The sequence below is a fragment of the Streptomyces yatensis genome, assembly GCF_018069625.1.
In the GTDB taxonomy this organism is placed as follows: domain Bacteria; phylum Actinomycetota; class Actinomycetes; order Streptomycetales; family Streptomycetaceae; genus Streptomyces; species Streptomyces yatensis.
In genome coordinates this window covers 5,158,405-5,176,643 of the sequence record NZ_CP072941.1, presented here as the reverse complement: position 1 = coordinate 5,176,643, position 18,239 = coordinate 5,158,405, and the positions used below count along the sequence as shown (strand labels likewise).

The window sequence follows — 18,239 nt, the reverse complement described above, 5'->3', positions numbered from 1 at the left end:
ATGCATGCGATCACGATTCCCGAACTCGGTGGCCCCGAAGCCCTGGTGTGGGCCGAGGTTCCCGATCCCGAACCCGGTGAGGGCGAGGTCCTGGTCGACGTGGCCGCCGCCGGTGTCAACCGCGCGGATGTGCTGCAGCGCCAGGGCGTCTATCCGCCGCCCCCCGGAGCCGCGCCCTACCCCGGACTGGAGTGCTCGGGCCGGATCTCGGCGCTGGGCCCCGGCGTCACCGGCTGGGCCGTGGGCGACGAGGTGTGCGCCCTGCTCGCGGGCGGTGGATATGCGGAGAAGGTGGTGGTTCCCTCGGGGCAGCTGCTGCCCCTCCCCGAGGGCGTGGACCTGGTCACGGCCGCCGCGCTGCCCGAAGTGACCGCGACCGTATGGTCCAACGTCTTCATGATCTCCCATCTCCGGCCGGGCGAGACGCTGTTGGCGCACGGCGGATCGAGCGGTATCGGCACCATGGCGATCCAGCTGGCCAAGGCGGTCGGGGCGCGGGTCGCGGTCACCGCGGGCGGCCCGGAGAAGCTGGCGGCCTGCCGGGAGCTGGGCGCCGACATCCTGATCGACTACCGCGAGCAGGACTTCGTCGAGGAGGTCCGCCGGGCCACCGACGGCGTGGGGGCCGACGTCATCCTGGACATCGTCGGCGCGAAGTACCTCGCCCGGAATGTGGAGACGCTCGCCACCAACGGCCGACTGGCGATCATCGGGCTGCAGGGCGGGACGAAGGCCGAGCTGAACCTGGCCGCTCTGCTCTCCAAGAGCGCCGCCGTGACGGCCACCGGACTGCGGGGCCGCTCGCTGGCGCAGAAGGCGGCGATCGTCGCGGCGGTGCGGGAGCATGTCTGGCCGCTGATCGCGGGCGGCCGGGTCCGCCCGATCGTCTACCGCACCGTTCCGATGCGGGATGCCCCGGAGGCCCACCGGCTGCTGGAGGCCAGCGAGCACGTGGGGAAGATCCTGCTGACGACCTGAGCGGCGCGGGCAGACGCCCGGAGTGGCCCGGCACCGGCCCTGCTGACGACCTGAGCGGCGCGGGCAGGCCCGGCCCCGGCCCGGCCCCGGCCCGGCCCCGGCCGTACGGACGGCGGCGTCGCAGCCATAGCGGTGTCGCGGTCCGTACGGCGGCGCCCAGAGTGCCCGGTACGTACCCTCATGTGACGCTGATCCCGTTACGCTACGGTTCGGCACGGGAGGGTGACCACCGTGAACCCCGCGATACTCCGCACACTCCCCGCGGCGGCCCTGCTGGCGGGCACCGCCCTGACCGCCGCCCAGGCGGCCCAGGCCGCCCACGCCGCATCCGCCACCTCCACCGCCGCCACCACCCCCGCCGCCGACGACGACGGCGGGCTGGCGGGCACCCGGGCGGGCGAGGGCCGTACCCACCCCGGCCGTATCCGGCCGCCCGCCCCCTCACCGCCGGACGAGGACCCCTCGGCCGGAACGCGGGACGGGGACGGCGACCCGGACGGATACGGGAACGAGAGCGGGAACGAGAGCGACGAGGGGACCGGGCGGTTCTCCCTGGTGCCCGAGTGGACGCCGTCCTCCCTCCCCATGCCGCAGCGTCCGGACCGCCACCAGGCGCGCGAGCCGTTCCCCTCCGGGCAGCCTTACGGCGCTCAGCGGACCGCCGCCGAGCCCAGCGAGCGGGCGATGCGGGTGCTGCCGCTGGGCACCGGTCTCGCGCTCACCGGTCTCGGCCTCGGCCTGGCGTTCTTCGGTCTGCGACTGCGCCGCCGCTGACATCGGCGCCGAATCCTCGACCCTCGACCGCCGGACCGGATGCCGGTGCGGAACAATAGGGGTATGAACCAGCCGATGAACGAACGAGCGCAGGAGAGCCCGCACGTCCTGGTCGTCGGCCCGGACGGCATGGCACTCGGCGGCGGTGCTCCCGCTTCAGGCGAGGGCAGTGGTGACGACGAGTCGCGCGAGATTCCCGTGACCGACATGGTCGAGCAGCCCGCGAAGGTCATGCGGATCGGCAGCATGATCAAGCAGCTGCTGGAGGAGGTGCGCGCCGCACCCCTCGACGAGGCCAGCCGGGTCCGGCTCAAGGAGATCCACTCCAGCTCGGTGAAGGAGCTGGAGGACGGGCTCGCACCCGAGCTGATCGGGGAGCTGGAGCGGCTGTCGCTGCCCTTCACGGACGAGGCGGTGCCCACCGAGGCGGAACTGCGCATCGCCCAGGCCCAGTTGGTCGGCTGGCTGGAGGGGCTGTTCCACGGCATCCAGACCACCCTGTTCGCGCAGCAGATGGCGGCGCGCGCCCAGCTGGAGCAGATGCGCCGGGCGCTGCCGCCCGGGCTCGGCGGGGGCGAGGAGGACGAGGACGCGCCCAAGCCGGGCGGCGCCCGCTCGGGTCCGTATCTCTGAGCCACGCACCGCACGACGAAACGACGCCGCGGGCCGCACCGGAAGGTGCGGCCCGCGGCGTCATGCGTGGAGCGGAGTCGGGCGGGAGTCGTGCGGGGTGCGTCCGCCGGGGTGCGCCGGGTGCGTGATCGGCGCGGAGCCGTGGCTACCCCGGGTTACCCGTGGAGACGGTCAGCTCGATGGTGTCCGTCTTGGGGTTGTACGGCTCGTAGTTCCGGTACGTGTAATTGAGGACGGTGCCCTTGCCCCACAGATTCTCGTCCTGGGGCACCACGCGGTACTTCCAGCCCGCGGCGCGGATGCACTTCTTCACCGAGTCGATGTAGAGGTTCTGGAAGTCGGGCACCGAGTACGTGCCCTTCTCGTTCGAGTTCTCGTAGGCGTCGGTGCACCTCGAGGCCTCGATCGTCTTGGTCTTGTCTCCCATGCGGAAGCCCGCGGCGGTGTCGGAGGCCGACGGCTTCGCCCGTCCGCCGCCCCCGCCCCCCTTGTTCTCGTCCTTGGAGCCGCCGTCACCGCTGAACGCGATGGCCAGGCCCACGGCGATGACCGCGACCGCCGCGACCACGGCGGAGCCTATGATCACGCGCTTGTTGCCGTTGCCGCCGCCTCCGGACGGCGCCGAGGGCGAGATGCTGTACGGCGGCGGGGTGCTGGGGCCCTGGTACGACGGCGTCGGGGTCTGGTAGCCGTGCTGCCCCATCGGCGGGGTGGCCGGGGCCGGGGTGGACGGGCCGAAGGCGCCGAACTGCCCGGCCGAGGGCTGCGGCTGGTACGGCGTCTGGACGCTCCCGGGGCCGGGGGCGGGCGTCTGCTGGTCGATCGGCGGGAAGACCGCCGAGCCGACACCGACGCCGCTGCGGGCCGGCGGACCGCCGCTGATGATGATCGGGGAGGCGCCGGTCTGGCCGGTACGGGTGACCCGGGCGCATTCGTCGCGCATGGCCTCGGCGGTCGGGAAGCGCTCGTTCGGGTTCTTCTTCAGGGCGCGGGCGACCAGCGCGTCCACCGCCGGGGGAATGGACTGGTTGATCGTGGAGGGCGCGACCGGCTCCTCCTGGACGTGCGCGTACGCGATGGCCAGCGGCGAGTCCGCGTCGAAGGGCAGCCGTCCGGTCAGCAGCTCGAAGAGCATGATGCCGACCGAGTACAGGTCGCTGCGGGCGTCGACGCCGCGGCCCAGCGCCTGCTCGGGGGAGAGGTACTGCGGGGTGCCGACGACCATGCCGGTCTGGGTCATGGAGGTGACCCCGGACTGCATGGCGCGGGCGATGCCGAAGTCCATGACTTTGACCACATTACGCTTGGTCATCATCACGTTGCCGGGCTTGATGTCGCGGTGGACCAGCCCCATCTCATGGCTGATTTCCAGTGCCGCCAGCACATCGCCGGTGATCTTCAGTGCCTTTTCGGTCGGCATCGCACCGTATTGCCGGACATCGGCGTCCAGAACCGCGCGCAGCGGCTGGCCCTCGACGTACTCCATGACGATGTACGGCATCAGGGAGCCGTCCACGGAGTCCTCGCCGGTGTCGAAGACCGAGACGATATTGGTGTGCGTGAGTTTCGCTACAGCCTGGGCCTCGCGGCGGAACCGCTCGCGGAAGGACTGCTCGCGGCCCAGCTCGGTGTGGAGCGTCTTGATCGCGACCTGGCGGTCCAGTACGGAGTCATAGGCCAGGTGAACGGAGGCCATTCCGCCCTCGCCCAGCAGGTCACGCAGTTGATAGCGGCCGTTCGCCAGAGAGTGGCCGTGATACCTGCCGGATGCGCCGTACTGGCTCATTTCGTACTTCCCCCTCGGCGCACTCACTACTCTGACGCGCACGTTTCGACGCATTGATCTTGATGTTCTGGATATCGTGGCCAAGTCTGCCCCAGGCCACGGACACGTCAAGCCGCGTGCCCGTTCCGTGACCGGATGAGCAAGAACCCGTCACGCGATTTGCATCGCTTTGGCGTCAACAGGTTTGATGGCCGGTCCATCACCAACCGATGTACGGCGCGAAGGCTGTAGCGTGCCTAGCAGGAACCGTACCGCCCGTGGGCGGGGCGATCTCGACCAGACCCCCACCGAGAACGAGACGGCGAGGACCGATGGCACAGACCCAGAGCGCCCAGGGGCCCTCCGAACCTGACGCCAGTGGGTCCGGCATGCCGGACTTGCCCGAAGCGTGGGGTAACGGAGGACTTGTCGGCGATGGTCGATATCGGCTTACCGGTCGTCTCGGCCGCGGCGGTATGGCGGAAGTCTTCGCCGCCGAGGACCTCCGGCTCGGCCGGACGGTCGCGGTCAAGCTGCTCCGCGCCGATCTGGCCGAGGACCCGGTGTCCAAGGCCCGCTTCACCCGCGAGGCACAGTCCGTCGCGGGGCTGAACCACCACGCCGTGGTCGCGGTCTACGACTCCGGCGAGGACACCGTCGGCCAGAACACCGTGCCGTACATCGTCATGGAGCTGGTCGAGGGCCGGACCATCCGCGATCTGCTGCTCAACGCCGAGGCCCCGCCGCCGGATCAGGCGCTGATCATCGTCTCCGGGGTGCTGGAGGCGCTCGCCTACAGCCATCAGCACGGCATCGTGCACCGTGACATCAAGCCCGCCAACGTCATCATCACTCACAGCGGCGCGGTCAAGGTGATGGACTTCGGCATCGCCCGCGCCCTGCACGGCGCGCAGTCCACCATGACCCAGACCGGCATGGTCATGGGCACACCCCAGTACCTCTCGCCGGAGCAGGCCCTCGGCAAGGCCGTGGACCACCGCTCCGACCTGTACGCCACCGGATGTCTGCTCTACGAGCTGCTGGCGCTGCGCCCGCCGTTCACCGGGGAGACCCCGCTGTCGGTGGTCTACCAGCACGTCCAGGACACCCCGGTGCCGCCCTCGGAGACCTCGGGTACCGTGCCGCCGGAGCTGGACGGCCTGGTCATGCGCTCCCTCGCCAAGGACCCGGACGACCGGTTCCAGAGCGCCGAGGAAATGCGCGGCATGGTCCAGTACGCGCTGCAGATGCTCCATGAGGCGGGCGGCCACACCGGCGTCTGGAGCACCGGCCCGGTCACCCAGCACCTGGGCGCGGCCACCCCCGCCATGGGCATGCCGGGCGTACCCGGGGCGACCACCGCGCTGCCCCACCCCGGCCACGGCGAGACCTCCCAGCAGCCGATCGTGGGCGGCCCTGGGGGCGGTGACGGCGGTTACCACGGCGGTTCCGGCCGCCGTAAGGGCCGCGGCAAGGTGTGGCTGATCGCGGTGCTCGCGGTGATCGCGGTCGCGGTGGGGGTCGCCTTCGCCCTGCAGGCCGGCAAGAAGGACGACAACAAGCAGCCGACCAAGCCCAAGACGTCGGTCACCCAGGACAAGACCACCGAGCCGAGCGACAAGCCGACCGACGACACCAGCGACGACTCGGTCCCGACCGACAACTCCACCGGCGGGAACACGGGCGACGACTACACCCCGTCCGGCGACCCGACGCCTTCGTACTCCGAAGACCCCACGGACCAGCCGACCGACTCGGAGACGGACCCGGGCACCAACGAGCCCACCGAGGAGCCGACCACCCCGGGCGGCAATGAGCCGACCACCGAGCCCACCGACAACGGGCCGACCGAGCCCACCACCGACCCCACCGGTACGGCGGGCGCCACGGACGGCGGCATCCCGTAACGGCCCGGGGGCGCCCCCGGCGCCCCCGGCAGCCGTAGGGGGCCCGCCCACAGAGGTCACCCGCAGAAGGCGTCGCGGACCGCGTCGTACTCCCGGGTCCACCACACCACCAGCGCCGCGGCCGCCGGGAACTGCGGATCGGCGCGCCGGTCCCCGCGCTGGTAGCGCCAGCGCAGCATCCAGAAGTCGTTGAGCCGCTCCCACCACACCCGGTGCACGGCCGCGGCCATCTCAAAGGCCCCGGCCCCCGCCGTGCAGCGGTACGCCCGGGCGTAGGAGCGCACCTTGGTGAGCTCCAGGGTGCCGTCGGGCCGTACGAAGAAGATCGCGGCGGCCCGGACCGCCTCCTCGGCGCGCGGCTGCACCCCGAGCCGGTCCCAGTCGACGATGGCGGCCGGTTCCGTGTCGCGGTAGAGCAGGTTCAGCGGGTGGAAGTCGCCGTGCACCCAGCCGGCGACCGGGACGGCGTGGGCCTCCGGGTGGCGGTGGGCGTGCCGCTCCAGCAGCGCCCGCCGCTCGACCAGGCGGTGCTCGGCGAGCTCGTCGAAGCTGTCGCGGTCCCGGCGTCCCCGGATCAGCGTGAGCAGCTCGTCGATGACGTCGAAGGTGTCCTCGGGGTCGGCCGCCTCCTCGGGCGGCCGGCGGTCGCCCGTACGGGCCCGCATGACGCGCTCCAGACAGGTGTGGACAAGCCCGAGCAGGCCGCCCAGCCGCCAGCACTGGGGGGTGGTCAGCTCACCGCCGGCGCGGTGCTGTCCGTCGATCCAGGGGTGTAACGCGTAGCAGCGGCCGCCGATGACGGCGACCGTACGGCCGTCGGCGTCGGGGACCGGCGGGGCGACGGGCACCCCGAGCGCGCCCAGCCGCTGGGTGACCCGGTGCTGGCGGGCGATGGCGGTGCGGTCGCCGTCGAGGTGGTGTTTGAGGAAGAACCGGCCGCGGGTGGTGGCGAGGCGGTAGCCCCGGTTGAGCAGCCCCTGGGTGAGCGGTTCGCAGGAGACGGCCTCACCGGCGCTGTCGTAGCGGCGGAGCAGGGCGCCCAGGGTTTCCCCGTCGGGAGCGGCCTCGGCGGAGTGTACATGTGAGCGCGGCACCTGCCAGATGTTAGATCACCGGGGATCACCGCCATGGCGTGCGAGGACGAGGACGCATGGCACGCCGGGGTGCGGCTGGTTGACCGAGGCGGGGGTGGCGCGTCGCGGCGGGTGTGCCTTTCGGGGGCTGGGGCGTCCGAGGGGGCGTGGCGCCTGCGGCGGGCTGTTTCCCCTCCCCGCCCCTTCCCTCAACCGGGGCTCCGCCCCGGACCCCGGGGCCTGGGGGCAAGGCCCCCGCCACGCGGCGGAGACCCCCGGAGCGCGGAACGACGGCACACCACGGCACATCCGGCGGAGTGCTGAGCGCTTCTGGGCCTGTGTCGCCCCCCGTCAGGGCTGGCGCTTCTGGGCCTGTGTCGCCCCCCGTCAGGGCTGGCGCTTCTGGGTCTGCGTCGCCTCTGTCAGGGCCGGTGCTTCTGGGTCTGCGTCGCCCCCGCCCGGGGCTGGTGCTTCCGGGGCTGTGCCGCCCCCCGTCAGGGCTCGCGCTTCCCGGGTCTGCGCCGCCCCCGCCAGGGCTAGTGCTTCTGGGGTTGTGTCGCCTGCATCCGGGCGACATAGGCCGCCGCCTGCGACCGGCGTTCCATGCCCAGCTTGGCGAGCAGGCTGGAGACATAGTTCTTGATCGTCTTCTCGGCGAGATGGAGCCGCTCGCCGATCGCCCGATTGGTGAGCCCCTCCCCGATCAGCAGCAGGATGCGGCGCTCCTGCTCGGTGAGGGCGGCCAGTCGGTCGTCCGGTTTGGTGGCCGTCTGGCCGCGCAGCCGCTCCAGCACCCGGGCGGTGGCCACCGGGTCGAGCAGCGACCGGCCCGCGGCCACGTCCCGGACGGCGGAGAGCAGTTCCTCGCCGCGGATGTCTTTGAGGACATAGCCGGAGGCGCCCGCGATGATGGCGTCGAAGAGGGCCTCGTCGTCGGCGAAGGAGGTGAGCATCATGCAGCGGATGCTCTCGTCGCGGGCGCGGATCTCCCGGCAGACCTCGACCCCGCTGCGGTCGGGCAGCCGGATGTCCAGGACGGCGACATCCGGCCGGGCGGCCGGGATCCGTGCCAGGGCGTCGGCCGCGGTGCCCGCCTCGCCGACCACCTCCATGTCCGGCTCGCTCGCGAGCAGATCCCGTACGCCGCGTCGGACGACTTCATGGTCGTCAACCAGGAAAATCCCTATTTTTCCTTCTTCGCGCACGGATCCAGTCTCACACACCATGTCTTCCCGTGCCCTTGTCGCGCGGGATAACGTGCGCTTGTCCGGCGGCCTGCGGGGCTGTGACCAGTGGATGTTTCCCCCCTCGCGCGATTTACTTGGAAATCCAAGCAAAATTGCAGGTCAGGTGGGGTTTCGCAGACATGCGACGCACTGGGTAACGTGCCTTGTGCAGGGCCAGCCGCCGGGAACCTGTCACGCCCGGCCATGTCTTGGCGCACCCACCCCGTGTGCCGAGACGGAACGGGCGAGCCGCAACTGGCCGCCGGCGGATCCCGGGGGCCGGACAGACGGAGGAGCACACGTGACCGTGGAGAGCACTGCCGCGCGCAAGCCGCGCCGCAGCGGAGCCAAGCGCAGCACCACCGCGCGGGACGCCAAGAAGCAGCCGGAGGCCCAGACCGAACTCGTACAGCTGCTGACCCCCGAGGGCGAGCGTGTCGAGCACCCCGAATACGCCATCGACCCGACCCCGGAGGAGCTGCGCGGTCTGTACCGGGACATGGTGCTGACACGGCGGTTCGACGCCGAGGCGACCACTCTGCAGCGCCAGGGCGAACTGGGCCTGTGGGCGTCGCTGCTCGGCCAGGAGGCGGCGCAGATCGGCTCCGGCCGGGCGCTGCACGACGACGACTACGTCTTCCCGACCTACCGCGAGCACGGTGTGGCCTGGTGCCGTGGCGTCGACCCGACCAACCTGCTGGGGATGTTCCGCGGGGTGAACCACGGCGGCTGGGACCCGAACAGCAACAACTTCCACCTGTACACCATCGTGATCGGCTCGCAGACGCTGCACGCGACCGGCTACGCGATGGGCATCGCCAAGGACGGCGCCGACGCCGCGGTCCTGGCCTACTTCGGTGACGGCGCCTCCAGCCAGGGCGACGTCGCCGAGTCGTTCACCTTCTCCGCGGTGTACAACGCGCCGGTGGTCTTCTTCTGCCAGAACAACCAGTGGGCCATCTCCGAGCCCACCGAGAAGCAGACCCGGGTCCCGCTCTACCAGCGCGCCCAGGGCTACGGCTTCCCCGGCGTGCGGGTGGACGGCAATGACGTCCTCGCCTGCCTGGCCGTCACCAAGGCCGCGCTGGAGCGGGCGCGGACCGGGCAGGGCCCGATGCTCATCGAGGCGTTCACCTACCGCATGGGCGCCCACACCACCTCCGACGACCCGACGCGCTACCGCTCCCCCGAGGAGCGGGAGCTGTGGGAGACCAAGGACCCGATCCTGCGGCTGCGGACCCTGCTGACCCGCGAGGGCCTGGCCGACGACGCGTTCTTCGCCGAGCTGGAGCGGGAGAGCGACGCGCTGGCCAAGCGCGTGCGGGACGCGGTGCGGGCCATGCCCGACCCCGATGACATGGCGCTGTTCGAGCACACCTACGCCGACGGGCACGCGCTCGTCGACGAGGAGCGGGCGCAGTTCGCCGAGTACCAGGCTTCGTTCGTCACCGCTGAGGAGGGCATCTGACATGGCCGCCGAGAAGATGTCGCTCTCCAAGGCGATCAACGCGTCACTGCGCACGGCCCTCGAGTCCGACCCCAAGGTCCTGATCATGGGCGAGGACGTCGGCAAGCTGGGAGGCGTCTTCCGCGTCACCGACGGGCTGCAGAAGGACTTCGGCGAGGACCGGGTCATCGACACCCCGCTCGCCGAGTCCGGCATCGTGGGCACCGCGATCGGGCTCGCGCTGCGCGGCTACCGCCCGGTGGTGGAGATCCAGTTCGACGGTTTCGTCTTTCCCGCCTACGACCAGATCGTCACCCAGCTCGCCAAGATGCACGCACGCTCGCTCGGCAAGGTGAAGCTGCCGGTCGTCGTCCGGATTCCGTACGGCGGCGGCATCGGCGCGGTGGAGCACCACAGCGAGTCGCCCGAGGCGCTGTTCGCGCATGTGGCCGGGCTGAAGGTGATCTCGCCCGCCAACGCCTCCGACGCCTACTGGATGCTGCAGCAGGCCATCGGCAGCGACGACCCGGTGATCTACTTCGAGCCCAAGCGCCGCTACCACGACAAGTCCGAGGTCGACACCGCCGCGATCCCCGGTCCGCTGCACGCCGCCCGGGTGGTGCGGCCGGGGGCGGACCTGACCCTCGCGGCCTACGGCCCGATGGTGAAGGTCGCCCTGGACGCCGCCGCGGCCGCCGCCGAGGAGGGCAAGTCGATCGAGGTCGTGGACCTGCGGTCGATGTCGCCGATCGACTTCGACACCATCCAGCGTTCCGTGGAGCGGACGGGGCGGCTGGTCGTCGTCCACGAGGCTCCGGTATTCCTGGGCACTGGGTCGGAGATCGCCGCGCGTATCACCGAGAGGTGCTTCTATCACCTCGAGGCTCCGGTGCTGCGGGTCGGCGGCTTCCACTCGCCGTACCCGCCGTCACGGCTCGAGGACGAGTACCTTCCGGGGCTGGACCGGGTGCTCGACGCCGTAGACCGCGCGTTGGCGTACTGAAGGGCTTGAGGAGATCGTGACGATGACCGCAGTCGAACAGCGCTTCCGTGAGTTCAAGATGCCCGATGTGGGCGAGGGACTGACCGAGGCCGAGATCCTCAAGTGGTTCGTGGCGCCGGGCGACACCGTGACCGACGGTCAGGTGGTGTGCGAGGTCGAGACCGCCAAGGCCGCCGTCGAGTTGCCCATCCCCTTCGACGGAGTGGTGCACGAGGTGCGCTTCGACGAGGGCACCACGGTGGACGTGGGCACGCCGATCATCTCGGTGGACACCGACCCCGGTGCGGGGGAGGCGGCGCCCCAGGCCGCTCCCGCCGCCGGGAAGCCCGCCGAGGCGCCCGCCGCCGAGGCCGAGCCCGCCGAGAAGGAGGGCCGCCAGGCCAACCTGGTCGGTTACGGGGCGGCGCCCGCCTCCACCAAGCGCCGTCCGCGCAAGCCGCTGCCGGGCCCCCAGCGCTCCGCGCCCGCCCCCTCCGCCGGGGCGCCCGCGCCCCAGGAGCCCGCCCCCGCGCCCGCGCGCCCCGAGGCCGCGCCCGCGCCCTCGCCCTCGTCCGCGCCCGAGCTGAACGGCAGTGGCCGGACGGCCCGGCCGCTGGCCAAGCCCCCGGTCCGCAAGCTGGCCAAGGACCTGGGCATCGACCTGGAGGCGGTCACCCCGAGCGGGCCGGACGGGATCATCACCCGCGAGGACGTCCACGCGGCCGCCGAGGCCGTCCAGACGGCCCGGGAGACGCCCGTGGCGGCCCCGTCCAGGGCCGTGGAGGGCCGGGAGCGCCGGGTGCCCGTGAAGGGCGTACGGAAGGCCACCGCGCAGGCGATGGTCAACAGCGCCTTCACCGCCCCGCATGTGACCGAGTTCGTGACGGTCGACGTGACCCGCACGATGAAGCTGGTCGCCGACCTCAAGCAGGACCCGGCGATGGCCGGGCTGCGGGTCAACCCGCTGCTGCTGGTCGCCAAGGCCCTGCTGGTGGCCATCCGGCGCAACCCGGACGTCAACGCCACCTGGGACGAGGACAACCAGGAGATCGTCTACAAGGACTACGTCAATCTGGGCATCGCGGCCGCCACGCCGCGCGGGCTGATCGTCCCCAACATCAAGGACGCCCACGCCAAGACCCTGCCCGAACTGGCGTCCGCCCTGGGTGAGCTGGTCACCACCGCCCGTGAGGGCAAGACCACCCCGGCCGAGATGTCCGGCGGCACGGTCACCATCACCAACGTCGGCGTCTTCGGCATCGACGCGGGCACGCCGATCCTCAACCCCGGTGAGTCCGCGATCCTCGCCTTCGGCGCCGTCAAGCTCCAGCCGTGGGTCCACAAGGGCGAGGTCAAGCCCCGCCAGGTGACCACGCTCGCGCTCTCCTTCGACCACCGGCTGGTCGACGGCGAGCTGGGCTCCAAGGTGCTCGCGGACGTCGCGGCCGTCCTGGAGCGCCCCAAGCGCCTCATTACCTGGGCGTGATGTAGCGGCAGACCCATCCCCCGTCCGTATCGCGGACGGGGGATGGGTGCGCATGCATCTTGTATCTATGATGTGCGCATCATGAGTCCCGCCGATACGGCCACCAAGCCGCCGCCTGCCGCCGAACGCGTCTACCACCACGTCAAAAAAGCCGTCCTCGACCGCCGCTACGAGGGCGGCACACTGCTGAGCGAGGGCGAACTCGCGGACGCCGTCGGGGTCTCCCGCACGCCCGTCCGCGAGGCCCTGCTGCGGCTGGAGGCCGAGGGGCTGCTCAAGCTCTATCCGAAGAAGGGCGCCCTGGTGCTGCCCGTCTCCTCGCAGGAGATCGCGGACGTGGTCGAGACCCGGCTGCTGGTGGAGCAGCACGCGGTCGCCAAGGTCGTCCCGGCCGGGGAGCAGCTGCTGGGGCGGCTCGAGGAGCTGCTGGAGGAGCAGAAGGTGCACGCGGCGGCCGGGGATCTGGCCGCCTTCGCGGCCGCCGACCGCTGCTTCCACGCGGCGATCGTCAGGGCGGCGGGAAACGCCATCCTGGCCCAGCTCTACGACCAGTTGAGAGACCGCCAGCTGCGGATGGGCGTGGCCACCATGCACGCCGAGCCCGGCCGGATCGCCAAGAACATCACCGAGCACACGGACATCCTCCGGGCCCTGCGCGCCGGGGACGCCGGCTTCGCGTCCGGTCTTGTGCAGCGCCACATCAGCTGGGTGAACAACCTCGCCCGGGGTGAGGAGCGATGACCTCGGCCCAGTTGCCCGGGGATCCGCCCGGCGGCCGTCGTGCCGTCGCCGTGTGGGGTCTGGGCGTCGCCGTCTACTTCGTCGCCATCACCTATCGCACCAGCCTCGGCGTCGCCGGTATCGACGCCGCCGAGCGCTTCCACATCAACGCCTCGGCGCTGTCGACCTTCTCCATCCTGCAGGTGCTGGTCTACGCCGGGATGCAGATACCGGTCGGGCTCATGGTCGACCGTCTCGGCACCCGTAAGGTGCTCATGCTCGGGGTGGTGCTCTTCACCCTGGGGCAGTTCGGCTTCGCGTTCTCCCACTCCTACGCGATGGCGCTGGGCTCCCGGGCGCTGCTCGGCTGCGGTGACGCGATGACCTTCATCAGCGTGCTGCGGCTCGGCTCGCGCTGGTTCCCGGCCCGCCGCGGGCCGCTCATCGCCCAGATCGCCGCGCTCTTCGGCATGGCGGGCAACCTGGTCTCCACGCTGGTGATCGCCCGATCGCTGCACGGCGTCGGCTGGACCACGACCTTCGCGGGCAGCGCGCTCGGCGGCTTGGCCGTCTTCGTCCTGGTGCTGTTCTTCCTCAAGGACCACCCCAAGGGCTTCGAGCCCGCGCCCGCCACCCACCTGGGCGCCGACTACGTGCGCCGGCAGATCGCGGACGCCTGGCGCGAGCCCGGCACCCGGCTGGGCATGTGGGTGCACTTCACCACCCAGTTCCCGGCGATGGTCTTCCTGCTGCTGTGGGGGATGCCGTTCCTGGTCGAGGCGGAGGGGCTGTCCCGGGCGACCGCGGGCCAGCTGCTGACCCTCGTGGTGCTCTCCAACATGGCGGTCGGCCTGGTCTACGGACAGGTCATCGCCCGGCACCACGCCGCCCGCGCCCCGCTGGCCCTCGGCACGGTCGGCGCCACCGCGCTGCTGTGGGGCACCGTGCTGGTCTGGCCGTCCGCCCATGCGCCCATGTGGCTGCTGGTGGTCCTGTGCGTGGTGCTCGGCGCCTGCGGGCCCGCGTCGATGATCGGCTTCGACTTCGCCCGGCCCGCCAATCCGCCCGAGCGGATCGGCACCGCGTCGGGAATCGTCAACATGGGCGGCTTCACGGCCTCGATGACCACCCTGCTCGCCGTCGGCGTGCTGCTGGACCTGACCGGCCAGAACTACCGGATCGCGTTCGCCTCGGTGTTCGTGCTGCAGGCGCTCGGCATCAGCCAGATCCTGCGGCTGCGCGGCCGGGCGCACCGCCGGGAGCGCGAGCGCGTGGTCGCGAGCCGTGTCGAGGCCGTGCACGTACCGGCGTGACCCCGGGGGACTTACGGCGAGCTCCCCGAGGCGGCTCACGACGTAACCCCCGGGGGGCGTACGGCGCGATCCCAGGGGGTGCACGGCCGGGCCCCGCGGGCGGCGCTACGGCATGATCCCGGGCGCTGTGCGGCCCGGCCCTCCGGGCCGCGCTACGGCGTGATCGCGAAGTGCCCGAGGATCGCCTCGGCCAGCTGCTGGTCGCCCTCGATCTTCAGCCGCTCCGAGACCGCCTCGGGCCGCACCCGCCCACACGCCAGCCGTACGTACGTCTCCCAGTCCAGGGAGAGCGTGGCCGTCGGCCCGAGCGAGACGCTGCCGTCGATGCTGCCCCGGCCGTCCGCGTCGACCCTTACCGTCCGCATGAACTCCATGGGGCCGTTCACGTCGAAGACGACGGCCGACTGGGGCGCCGCGCCCGCGTCCTTGGCGACCACCTTCGGCAGCGCCGACAGCAGCAGATCACGGGTGATCGCGGCGCCCGGCGAGTCCAGATTGCCGGGCTTGTTCAGGGCCCGGCGCAGATCCTGCTCATGCACCCAGACGTCGAAGACCCGCCTCGTCAGGGCCTCCCCCAGCGTCACCTCGGAGCCGCCGGGCCAGCGCACCATGGCGTCCGGGGCGCGCTTCTCGTTCCGCAGCTGGCGGCCCCGCCGGATGACGGTGTACTCCAGCTCGGAGGTCATCTCGGGCGCGGTGTGACAGCGCCGGACGTCGACCTGGACCTCCATGTACCGCGACAGCTCGTTGGTGACGTGGAAAAGGTCGCGCGGCAGTGTGTGGATGGGGCGGGGATCGCCGAGCATCTCGCATTCGAGTCCGATCACATGCGAGACGACGTCCCGCACCGACCACCCCGGGCACTCGGTGGCGAGGTTCCACTCGCGCTCCGCGAGCGGATTCACCAACTCCGATATCGCGTCGATGGAGTGCGTCCAGGCATCGATGGAGGTCTGAAGGCTGGGATGGACGGTCACGGGACCCCTCGGGCGGTTGGTGCGCGGGCTGGGTGCTGGTGTGTGCGTTCAAGTTACGCTGCCCACGAGCGCACGGGCAGTGCTTTCGGCTCTGATCGTAGGCCCGGATCGGCGGCTGGCGGCCTGCTCGCGATGGTAGTGTGCGCCCGCCTCCGCCTTATCTCCGGACAGACCCCGGCACATCGGTCGAAAGCCACCGGGGGGCGGGGGAATGAGACGGGTGGGGCTGCTGTTTCATGGGGATATGGCTCCACGTGCACGCGTCCGCGCCCCCGAACTGATCGGCCGGGGCGGCTGGCTCAATACCGGCGACAACGACCTCACCCTCACCGACCTGCGAGGGCGCATCGTCATCCTCGACTTCTGGACGTTCTGCTGTGTGAACTGTCTGCATGTCCTGGACGAACTGCGCGAGCTGGAGGAGAAGCACCGCGACACCGTGGTGATCGTCGGGGTGCACTCGCCGAAGTTCGTCCACGAGGCGGAGCACCAGGCGGTCGTGGACGCGGTCGAGCGCTACGAGGTGCACCACCCGGTCCTCGACGACCCCGAGCTGGCCACCTGGAAGCAGTACGCGGTACGGGCCTGGCCCACCCTCGTCGTCGTCGACCCCGAGGGCTATGTGGTCGCCCAGCACGCGGGCGAGGGCCATGCGCACGCCCTGGAGACCCTCGTGGGGCAGCTGGAGGCCGAGCACGCCGCCAAGGGCACCCTGCGGCGCGGCGACGGCCCGTACGTGCCCCCGGAGCCGGTCCCCACCGAGCTGCGCTTCCCCGGTAAGGCGGTGCCGCTGCCCGGCGGCACCTTCCTCGTCTCGGACACCACCCGCCATCAGCTGGTGGAGCTCGCGGCGGACGGCGAGAGCGTGGTCCGGCGGATCGGCACGGGTGAGCGCGGCCTTGACGACGGCACGGGCGAGCGAGCCCGCTTCAGCGAGCCCCAGGGGCTCGCCCTGTTCCCCGACGGCACCGTGGCCGTCGCCGACACCGTGAACCACGCGCTGCGCCGCTTCGACCCGGCCACCGGCGAGGTCACCACGCTGGCCGGGACCGGCCGCCAGTGGTGGCAGGGGTCGCCCACCGAGGGGCCCGCCCGGGAGGTCGACCTGTCCTCCCCCTGGGACGTCGCCTGGTTCGCCGGCCGGCTGTGGATCGCCATGGCGGGCGTCCACCAGCTGTGGACCTACGACCCGGAGGACCGGACCGTACGGGCCGCCGCCGGGACCACCAACGAGGGTCTGGTCGACGGCCCCGCCGAGGAGGCGTGGTTCGCCCAGCCCTCCGGGCTCGCGGCCACCGAGGACCGGCTGTGGATCGCGGACTCCGAGACGTCCGCGGTGCGCTACGTCGAGCGCGACGGCGACGGCTTCGCCGTCCGTACGGCCGTCGGCACCGGGCTCTTCGACTTCGGCCACCGGGACGGCGCCGCCGAACAGGCGCTGCTCCAGCATCCGCTGGGCGTCACCGCGCTGCCCGACGGCTCGGTGGCCATCTCGGACACCTACAACCACGCGCTGCGCCGCTACGACCCGGCCACCGGCGAGGTCTCCACGCTCGCCACGGATCTGCGCGAGCCCTCCGGCGCGGTCCTGGCCGACGGGGACATCGTCGTGGTGGAGTCCGCCCGGCACCGGCTGACCCGGCTGCGGCTGCCGGAGGAGGCCGTAAGGGTCGACGCGGTGGCCCACCGCACCCAGCGCGCCGCGACCGACATCGCGCCGGGCACGCTCCGGCTGGACGTGGTCTTCCAGGCGCCCGAGGGGCAGAAGCTGGACACCCGCTACGGCCCCTCCACCCGGCTGCTGGTCAGCTCCACCCCGCCCGGGCTGCTGGCCGAAGGAGACGGCGCGGGCACGGATCTGCACCGTGAGCTCGTCCTTACGGAGGGCGTCACCGAGGGCGTGCTGCACGTCTCCGCGATGGCCGCCTCCTGTGACGACGACCCGAGCAACGAGTACCCGGCGTGCCATGTGCACCAGCAGGACTGGGGCGTCCCGGTGCGGGTCACCGAGGGCGGTGCGACCCGGCTGCCGCTGGTGCTCGCCGGGATGGACGGCTGAGCCCCGACCGGCGGTCAGTCGGGGCAGTTGGGCAGCGTGGAGTACTGCACCTGGTCCTGGCGGATGCGGATGCCCGGCACCCACATCCGCTTGCCGTCCTGTAAGACGCGGAACCACATGCTGCTGTGCCCGCCCGCCTCGTCGGTCACCGTGACGCCGTTGGCGATGCGGCAGTCGGCGCGCAGGACGTCGCCCTGCCAGGCCCGGCCCACGATGTTCGACGGGCGGTAGGCCACGTACGGATCCTCCGCCAGGCCCAGAGAGCAGGCGCGGACGCGCTGGTGCTGACAGTCCTTCTCGGCGTTGTAGACGGTGATCCGGGCGTCGCCCAGGGGCGAGGAGCCCGCCGCGCCGCCCGGGGACCCACCGTCGTCGGACGACCGGAGGGCGATGATCCCGGCCGTGCCCCCGGCGATGATGACGACGGCGCCCACCGCCACGAGCGTGAGCCGCAGCCGGTGCCGGGACGGCCGGTCCTCCGGAGGCCGTCCCGGGGGCGGCGGCGCGGACGCGCCGGGCTCCGGCCCGGTCCCCTCGGCGGCCTGCACGGCGGCCTCGGCCTCGGTGGCCCGGTGCAGCAGGGTCACCAGTTCGGGCAGCCGGTCCTCGGCGGTGAAGGAGAGCTTGCCCCACTGGACCAGCAGCCGCTCGTCGGGGAGGCTCTGGCCGCGCAGATAGCGGGAGAGGGAGGACCGGCTGGCGGGCAGCCGCCCTTCCAGTTCCTTCAGGCTCAGTCCCAGTTCGCCGTGCATCCGGCGCAGTGCGGTCACGAATTCCCGTACCGGGCCGGAGAGTTCCTCGGGAAGCGGGGCAAGCGGCTTGCGTCGCGGGTTCTCTGGGCGATTCGGATGCGCTGGCACGTACACCATTGCAGCACGGGATCATGAACATGCCGAGCG

15 protein-coding genes are annotated in these 18,239 nt (G+C 71.8%); 10 read left to right on the top strand and 5 right to left on the bottom strand.

The genetic code is table 11. From position 1 onward, the window contains the following. The 3 genes from J8403_RS21580 to J8403_RS21570 all read left to right on the top strand — a co-directional run bounded on the left by J8403_RS21580 (position 1) and on the right by J8403_RS21570 (position 2,385). Complete coding sequence (locus tag J8403_RS21580) at positions 1-978, top strand: NAD(P)H-quinone oxidoreductase (RefSeq protein WP_211124606.1); 978 nt, start codon at positions 1-3, stop codon at positions 976-978. Between the two features lie 231 nt (positions 979-1,209). After that, the gene (locus J8403_RS21575; RefSeq protein WP_211124605.1) at positions 1,210-1,752 is read left to right on the top strand and encodes a hypothetical protein; all 543 of its coding nucleotides are present in this window, start codon (positions 1,210-1,212) and stop codon (positions 1,750-1,752) included. A gap of 63 nt (positions 1,753-1,815) precedes the next feature. Continuing rightward, entirely contained in the window at positions 1,816-2,385 is a 570-nt protein-coding gene (locus J8403_RS21570) for a bacterial proteasome activator family protein (RefSeq protein ID WP_211124604.1), read from the top strand. Positions 2,386-2,530: 145 nt separating this feature from the next. Here the strand turns inward: J8403_RS21570 and J8403_RS21565 are convergent, their stop codons facing one another. Next, positions 2,531-4,171, bottom strand: coding sequence for a protein kinase domain-containing protein (locus J8403_RS21565; RefSeq protein ID WP_211124603.1), 1,641 nt, complete (start codon positions 4,169-4,171; stop codon positions 2,531-2,533). A gap of 311 nt (positions 4,172-4,482) precedes the next feature. On the opposite strand from J8403_RS21565, the gene J8403_RS21560 reads away from it, so the two are divergent. Continuing rightward, on the top strand, positions 4,483-6,057 hold the full coding sequence (locus J8403_RS21560) for a protein kinase domain-containing protein (RefSeq protein WP_211124602.1): 1,575 nt from the start codon (positions 4,483-4,485) through the stop codon (positions 6,055-6,057). A 56-nt stretch (positions 6,058-6,113) separates the two neighbouring features. Here J8403_RS21560 and J8403_RS21555 read toward each other — a convergent pair whose 3' ends face one another. Both J8403_RS21555 and J8403_RS21550 read right to left on the bottom strand, forming a co-directional pair. Continuing rightward, entirely contained in the window at positions 6,114-7,151 is a 1,038-nt protein-coding gene (locus J8403_RS21555) for a phosphotransferase (protein WP_211124601.1), read from the bottom strand. A gap of 515 nt (positions 7,152-7,666) precedes the next feature. Next, positions 7,667-8,335 (bottom strand): response regulator, encoded by a 669-nt coding sequence (locus tag J8403_RS21550; protein ID WP_281427943.1) that lies wholly within the window; start codon positions 8,333-8,335, stop codon positions 7,667-7,669. A 322-nt stretch (positions 8,336-8,657) separates the two neighbouring features. Between J8403_RS21550 and pdhA the strand changes: the two genes are divergently transcribed. From pdhA to J8403_RS21525, 5 genes are all read left to right on the top strand, one after another. After that, a complete protein-coding gene (pdhA, locus tag J8403_RS21545) occupies positions 8,658-9,824 on the top strand; it encodes a pyruvate dehydrogenase (acetyl-transferring) E1 component subunit alpha (RefSeq protein ID WP_059143792.1) in 1,167 nt (388 codons plus the stop codon). 1 nt (position 9,825) lies between these two features. Further along, on the top strand, positions 9,826-10,806 hold the full coding sequence (locus tag J8403_RS21540; protein WP_137966622.1) for an alpha-ketoacid dehydrogenase subunit beta: 981 nt from the start codon (positions 9,826-9,828) through the stop codon (positions 10,804-10,806). Between the two features lie 22 nt (positions 10,807-10,828). Further along, positions 10,829-12,271 carry a dihydrolipoamide acetyltransferase family protein gene (locus tag J8403_RS21535; RefSeq protein ID WP_211124599.1) on the top strand — a complete coding sequence of 481 codons (1,443 nt, stop codon included), beginning with the start codon at positions 10,829-10,831 and terminating at the stop codon, positions 12,269-12,271. An 81-nt stretch (positions 12,272-12,352) separates the two neighbouring features. After that, positions 12,353-13,012: a GntR family transcriptional regulator gene (locus tag J8403_RS21530; protein ID WP_211124598.1), complete on the top strand. Its 660-nt coding sequence runs from the start codon at positions 12,353-12,355 to the stop codon at positions 13,010-13,012. Then, positions 13,009-14,304, top strand: a complete 1,296-nt coding sequence (locus J8403_RS21525) for an MFS transporter (RefSeq protein WP_211124597.1) — start codon at positions 13,009-13,011, stop codon at positions 14,302-14,304. The genes J8403_RS21530 and J8403_RS21525 overlap by 4 nt, the downstream gene beginning before the upstream one ends. Positions 14,305-14,456: 152 nt before the next feature. Here the strand turns inward: J8403_RS21525 and J8403_RS21520 are convergent, their stop codons facing one another. Beyond that, positions 14,457-15,281, bottom strand: coding sequence for a maleylpyruvate isomerase family mycothiol-dependent enzyme (locus J8403_RS21520; protein WP_211124596.1), 825 nt, complete (start codon positions 15,279-15,281; stop codon positions 14,457-14,459). A 244-nt stretch (positions 15,282-15,525) separates the two neighbouring features. Here J8403_RS21520 and J8403_RS21515 point away from each other — a divergent pair, with 244 nt between their 5' ends. After that, a complete protein-coding gene (locus tag J8403_RS21515; RefSeq protein WP_211124595.1) occupies positions 15,526-17,340 on the top strand; it encodes an NHL domain-containing thioredoxin family protein in 1,815 nt (604 codons plus the stop codon). A gap of 14 nt (positions 17,341-17,354) precedes the next feature. On the opposite strand, the gene J8403_RS21510 is transcribed toward J8403_RS21515, so the two are convergent. Next, positions 17,355-18,110 carry a helix-turn-helix domain-containing protein gene (locus J8403_RS21510; RefSeq protein WP_246585934.1) on the bottom strand — a complete coding sequence of 252 codons (756 nt, stop codon included), beginning with the start codon at positions 18,108-18,110 and terminating at the stop codon, positions 17,355-17,357. Between the last annotated feature and the right edge of the window lie 129 nt (positions 18,111-18,239).

Coding starts and splice junctions, on each gene's coding strand:
- J8403_RS21560 (WP_211124602.1), top strand. CDS start 4,483: ATGGCACAGACCCAGAGCGCCCAGGGGCCCTCCGAACCTGACGCCAGT.
- J8403_RS21535 (WP_211124599.1), top strand. CDS start 10,829: ATGACCGCAGTCGAACAGCGCTTCCGTGAGTTCAAGATGCCCGATGTG.
- J8403_RS21580 (WP_211124606.1), top strand. CDS start 1: ATGCATGCGATCACGATTCCCGAACTCGGTGGCCCCGAAGCCCTGGTG.
- J8403_RS21540 (WP_137966622.1), top strand. CDS start 9,826: ATGGCCGCCGAGAAGATGTCGCTCTCCAAGGCGATCAACGCGTCACTG.
- J8403_RS21565 (WP_211124603.1), bottom strand. CDS start 4,171: ATGAGCCAGTACGGCGCATCCGGCAGGTATCACGGCCACTCTCTGGCG.
- J8403_RS21570 (WP_211124604.1), top strand. CDS start 1,816: ATGAACCAGCCGATGAACGAACGAGCGCAGGAGAGCCCGCACGTCCTG.
- J8403_RS21525 (WP_211124597.1), top strand. CDS start 13,009: ATGACCTCGGCCCAGTTGCCCGGGGATCCGCCCGGCGGCCGTCGTGCC.
- J8403_RS21515 (WP_211124595.1), top strand. CDS start 15,526: ATGGCTCCACGTGCACGCGTCCGCGCCCCCGAACTGATCGGCCGGGGC.
- J8403_RS21530 (WP_211124598.1), top strand. CDS start 12,353: ATGAGTCCCGCCGATACGGCCACCAAGCCGCCGCCTGCCGCCGAACGC.